Annotated in this window: 2 rRNA genes; both read right to left on the bottom strand. The window is 50.2% G+C overall.

The annotated features are described in order from the left end of the window. Positions 1-50: 50 nt before the first annotated feature. A 5S ribosomal RNA gene (rrf, locus tag ASD75_RS03430) occupies positions 51-163 on the bottom strand. A gap of 143 nt (positions 164-306) precedes the next feature. Beyond that, a 23S ribosomal RNA gene (locus ASD75_RS03425) occupies positions 307-3,185 on the bottom strand. Positions 3,186-3,419: the final 234 nt, after the last annotated feature.

The raw sequence follows: 3,419 nt of genomic DNA, 5'->3' as shown, positions 1-3,419 counted from the left end.
AAAGCAAAAAACCCCAGTCATATCTGACTGGGGTTTTCTGGGCTGTAAGAGCCTGACGATGACCTACTTTCACACGGGAACCCGCACTATCATCGGCGCAAAGTCGTTTCACTGTCCTGTTCGGGATGGGAAGGAGTGGGACCAACTTGCTATGGTCATCAGGCATAACTTGGTGCTGGGCAGTTTTTGTGAACTGCCTGGCGAATTCATAGAGTCTGGAATCAGATGTTTGTGTTTTGACTGCGTCTAACTTGGCATAACAGACTTTGAGCTTCACGCTGGTTGCGTTTTGGCTATCAAAGTTATAGGGTCAAGCCGCACGAGCAATTAGTATCAGTTAGCTTAACGCATTACTGCGCTTCCACACCTGACCTATCAACGTCCTGGTCTTGAACGACTCTTTAGGGGGCTCAAGGCCCCGGCAGATCTCATCTTGAAACGAGTTTCCCGCTTAGATGCTTTCAGCGGTTATCTCTTCCACACTTAGCTACTCGGCAATGCCACTGGCGTGACAACCGATACACCAGAGGTGTGTCCACTCCGGTCCTCTCGTACTAGGAGCAGGCTTCCTCAAATCTGCAGCGCCCACGGAAGATAGGGACCAAACTGTCTCACGACGTTTTAAACCCAGCTCACGTACCTCTTTAAATGGCGAACAGCCATACCCTTGGGACCGGCTACAGCCCCAGGATGAGATGAGCCGACATCGAGGTGCCAAACACCGCCGTCGATATGAACTCTTGGGCGGTATCAGCCTGTTATCCCCAGAGTACCTTTTATCCGTTGAGCGATGGCCCTTCCATACAGAACCACCGGATCACTATGTCCTGCTTTCGCATCTGCTCGACTTGTCAGTCTCGCAGTTAAGCACGCTTATGCCATTGCACTATCGTCACGATGTCCGACCGTAACTAGCGTACCTTCGAACTCCTCCGTTACGCTTTGGGAGGAGACCGCCCCAGTCAAACTGCCTACCATGCACTGTCCCCGATCCAGATAATGGACCTAGGTTAGAACCTCAAACACACCAGGGTGGTATTTCAACGTTGGCTCCATGAGAACTAGCGTCCTCACTTCAAAGCCTCCCACCTATCCTACACAGATCTGTTCAAAGTCCAATACAAAGCTACAGTAAAGGTTCATGGGGTCTTTCCGTCTTTCCGCGGGGAGATTGCATCATCACAAACATTTCAACTTCGCTGAGTCTCAGGAGGAGACAGTGTGGCCATCGTTACGCCATTCGTGCAGGTCGGAACTTACCCGACAAGGAATTTCGCTACCTTAGGACCGTTATAGTTACGGCCGCCGTTTACTGGGACTTCAATCAAGAGCTTGCACCCCATCATTTAATCTTCCAGCACCGGGCAGGCGTCACACCCTATACGTCCACTTTCGTGTTTGCAGAGTGCTGTGTTTTTATTAAACAGTCGCAGCCACCGATTTTTTGCAACCCCGTTGGGCTCCCTCTGTACGAGTTCACCTACTTGGGGCATACCTTCTCCCGAAGTTACGGTATCAATTTGCCGAGTTCCTTCTCCTGAGTTCTCTCAAGCGCCTTAGAATACTCATCTCGCGCACCAGTGTCGGTTTGCGGTACGGTCGTCAATAGCTGAAGCTTAGTGGCTTTTCCTGGAAGCAGGGTATCACTCACTTCGTCTGCAAGCAGACTCGTTATCACCCCTCATCTAAGCCCGGCGGATTTGCCTACCGAGCACGACTACAGGCTTGAACCAACATATCCAACAGTTGGCTGAGCTAACCTTCTCCGTCCCCACATCGCACTATTGATCGGTACAGGAATATTGACCTGTTTCCCATCAGCTACGCATCTCTGCCTCGCCTTAGGGGCCGACTCACTCTACGCCGATGAACGTTGCGTAGAAAACCTTGCGCTTACGGCGAGGGGGCTTTTCACCCCCTTTAACGCTACTCATGTCAGCATTCGCACTTCTGATACCTCCAGCATCCGTTACCAGACACCTTCACAGGCCTACAGAACGCTCTCCTACCACTTGCAATAAATTGCAAATCCGCAGCTTCGGTAACTGGCTTAGCCCCGTTACATCTTCCGCGCAGGACGACTCGATCAGTGAGCTATTACGCTTTCTTTAAATGATGGCTGCTTCTAAGCCAACATCCTGACTGTTTTAGCCTTCCCACTTCGTTTCCCACTTAGCCAATTTTAGGGACCTTAGCTGGCGGTCTGGGTTGTTTCCCTCTTGAGTCCGGACGTTAGCACCCGGTGCTCTGTCTCCCAAGCTGTACTCTGCGGTATTCGGAGTTTGCATAGGTTTGGTAAGTCGCCATGACCCCCTAGCCTAAACAGTGCTCTACCCCCGCAGGTAATACTTGAGGCACTACCTAAATAGTTTTCGGAGAGAACCAGCTATTTCCAAGTTTGTTTAGCCTTTCACCCCTATCCACAGCTCATCCCCTAGTTTTGCAACACTAGTGGGTTCGGACCTCCAGTACCTGTTACGGCACCTTCATCCTGGCCATGGATAGATCACTTGGTTTCGGGTCTACACCCAGCGACTGATTCGCCCTATTCGGACTCGATTTCTCTACGGCTTCCCTATTCGGTTAACCTTGCCACTGAATGTAAGTCGCTGACCCATTATACAAAAGGTACGCAGTCACCCTTGCGGGCTCCTACTTTTTGTAAGCATGCGGTTTCAGGATCTATTTCACTCCCCTCCCGGGGTTCTTTTCGCCTTTCCCTCACGGTACTGGTTCACTATCGGTCGATTACGAGTATTTAGCCTTGGAGGATGGTCCCCCCATATTCAGACAGGATTTCTCGTGTCCCGCCCTACTTTTCTCTAACTTAGTACCACACGTCTGTTTTCGCATACAGGGCTATCACCTGCTATGGCCGGGCTTTCCATCCCGTTTTGCTAACAGTCGTGCTATCACTAGAAGGCTCTTCCGATTTCGCTCGCCACTACTTTCGGAATCTCGGTTGATGTCTTTTCCTCGAGCTACTGAGATGTTTCAGTTCACCCGGTTCGCCTCGCATACCTATGTATTCAGTATGCGATACCTCTTGCGAGGTGGGTTTCCCCATTCAGAAATCTCCGGATCAAAGCTTATTTGCCAGCTCCCCGAAGCTTATCGCAGGCTATCACGTCTTTCGTCGCCTGTAATCGCCAAGGCATCCACCACATGCTCTTAGTCACTTGACCCTATAACTTTGACATCTCTTTCAAGATATCGCCGTCATCTCAAGGACTTGCCAGGTCTTTCACCTGGCGCGTTATGCCGTAATGTGAATAATTCCTCGATATCACTATCAAGAAACATTCGTCATTACTGAGTTCAAATTACTTCGCAATCACTTTCGCAATCACGTTTGCTCATTGAACATTCGTTTTGACGCAATCAAAAATTTGTCACCAGGGGCACGGTCTGCACTAAAC

The organism is Acidovorax sp. Root568, assembly GCF_001427445.1.
Taxonomy (GTDB): Bacteria; Pseudomonadota; Gammaproteobacteria; order Burkholderiales; family Burkholderiaceae_C; genus Acidovorax; species Acidovorax delafieldii.
The sequence above is the reverse complement of the archived record's forward strand: the minus strand, read 5'-3'. Positions and strand labels throughout refer to the sequence as shown.